We start from the raw sequence: 1,268 nt of genomic DNA on the forward strand, positions 1-1,268 counted from the left end.
GTACTCCCTTCGGGAGTGGGATGCCCGTAAGTGCTGAAGCACTAACGGTCATCGACACGAGACACACCTGTTATAGGATCAAGCCTTACGGGCAATTAGTATCAGTTAGCTGAACGCATTACTGCGCTTACACACCTGACCTATCAACGTCCTGGTCTTGAACGACCCTTCAAGGGGCTCGAAGCCCCGGGGATATCTCATCTTAAGGCGAGTTTCCCGCTTAGATGCTTTCAGCGGTTATCTCTTCCGAACATAGCTACCCGGCGATGCCACTGGCGTGACAACCGGTACACCAGAGGTTCGTCCACTCCGGTCCTCTCGTACTAGGAGCAGCCCCCTTCAAATATCCAGCGCCCACGGCAGATAGGGACCAAACTGTCTCACGACGTTTTAAACCCAGCTCACGTACCTCTTTAAATGGCGAACAGCCATACCCTTGGGACCGGCTACAGCCCCAGGATGAGATGAGCCGACATCGAGGTGCCAAACACCGCCGTCGATATGAACTCTTGGGCGGTATCAGCCTGTTATCCCCAGAGTACCTTTTATCCGTTGAGCGATGGCCCTTCCATACAGAACCACCGGATCACTATGACCTGCTTTCGCACCTGCTCGACTTGTCGGTCTCGCAGTTAAGCACGCTTATGCCATTGCACTATCAGCACGATTTCCGACCGTACCTAGCGTACCTTCGTACTCCTCCGTTACACTTTGGGAGGAGACCGCCCCAGTCAAACTGCCTACCATGCACTGTCCCCGATCCGGATTCACGGACCAGGGTTAGAACCTCAAACAGATCAGGGTGGTATTTCAAGGATGGCTCCACGCAAACTGGCGTTCACGCTTCACAGCCTCCCACCTATCCTACACAGACCGGTTCAAAGTCCAATGCAAAGCTACAGTAAAGGTTCATGGGGTCTTTCCGTCTAGCCGCGGGGAGATTGCATCATCACAAACACTTCAACTTCGCTGAGTCTCGGGAGGAGACAGTGTGGCCATCGTTACGCCATTCGTGCAGGTCGGAACTTACCCGACAAGGAATTTCGCTACCTTAGGACCGTTATAGTTACGGCCGCCGTTTACCGGGACTTCAATCAGGAGCTTGCACCCCATCATTTAATCTTCCGGCACCGGGCAGGCGTCACACCCTATACGTCCACTTTCGTGTTTGCAGAGTGCTGTGTTTTTATTAAACAGTCGCAGCCACCAGTTTATTGCAACCCCTTCACCCTCATGGCGCAGGCCATTCAAGCTACAGGGGCGTACCT

The 1,268-nt window shown here is 53.5% G+C and carries 1 rRNA gene; it reads right to left on the minus strand.

The annotated features are described in order from the left end of the window. Nucleotides 1-74: 74 nt before the first annotated feature. Nucleotides 75-1,268, minus strand: a 23S ribosomal RNA gene (locus tag F757_RS0129790); the annotation flags it as partial.

The organism is Burkholderia sp. WSM2232 (assembly GCF_000472545.1).
In the GTDB taxonomy this organism is placed as follows: Bacteria; Pseudomonadota; Gammaproteobacteria; order Burkholderiales; family Burkholderiaceae; genus Paraburkholderia.